1 protein-coding gene is annotated in these 1091 nt (G+C 35.1%); it reads right to left on the minus strand.

Annotation, left to right across the window (positions count from 1 at the left end; all coding sequences use genetic code 11):
• Positions 1 to 669: 669 nt before the first annotated feature.
• Positions 670 to 1091, minus strand: a 422-nt coding sequence (locus RM529_RS17455; protein ID WP_311486014.1) for a JAB domain-containing protein, incomplete at its 5' end; no start/stop codon positions are given.

Below are 1091 nucleotides of genomic sequence, written 5' to 3' on the forward strand. Positions count from 1 at the left end.
TCCATAATTCGCCGATTTGTCGCAAATTCTTCCCTAGAAATGGGCGCTGGCGGGCCATTTGTCGCAAATTGCTAAAACTCAGGAATTTAAATATAATTTAAACAACTGATTTACAGTTATTTAAAAACGAAAAGGAGTGTTTAACATCGCGTAGCGTGTTACCCTCTTGCTACTCCTTTTCGTCCCGCAGCGCGGGACAAAAATTCCGTACAATTTGGACTGTTGGCTGTCTTAATAGACAGTCAAAAGCCACTTGCCAATTCCCGGAAAAAATTTCCGGATTAATATTTTTTTTGATGTGCAGGTTTATCGGCGAAAGTCAAAAATAGATAGCCCTGCGTAAATTTGAATGCTGAAGATCAGCGAAATAAAGATACATTTTTTTTATAAAATCAAGACAAAGAATACCTAACGAATAATTTTTTTCTATATTTATAATCATTTGAATTTTTCATTTAATGATAGAAAGGAAAATCCAGGTAACAGCGGATTTTCCTTTTTTACTTGAACTGAATGTGAAATGCTCCTTATTTTTGAGCACAACCAACCAGACTATTTTTGTGTTTCTTTTGGAGCTGCTTTGCTTAAGATTCGTTGAGAAATCTTAAGCCAAAAAAACACCTCTAAAAATAGAAGTGTTTAAAATCTGGTTAGCATTGGCCAGGTAAATTACAGAATTCCCTCATCCGCAAAACTGTAATAATTACCATCAGGAATAAGAATAATATGATCCAGTACTTTAACATCAAAAAATGATGCCGCATTTTTAATTTTTCTGGTCAGGCTTTTATCTGCTTCACTTGGTCTAAGGGTTCCGCTGGGGTGATTGTGCAATAAAATTATTGCCGTGGTTAAGGACTTTAATACTACTGCAAATAGGATTCGAACATCGACCAGGGTTCCGGTAATACCTCCATTCGAAACTTCATAAATTCCTTTAACCTTATTAGCATTATTGAGCAGTATAATTTTAAAAGTTTCCTGCAATTCAATATTATTTTTATTCCATTGCTCAAAGGCTAATTCTGCCGCACACCTGGAACTGGTTATTTTTGGAAGCAAATTTGTTTTTAAACTTCCGCTGTAGCTTA

Origin of the sequence: Autumnicola edwardsiae, from assembly GCF_031846505.1 — a bacterium.
In the GTDB taxonomy this organism is placed as follows: Bacteria; Bacteroidota; Bacteroidia; order Flavobacteriales; family Flavobacteriaceae; genus Autumnicola; species Autumnicola edwardsiae.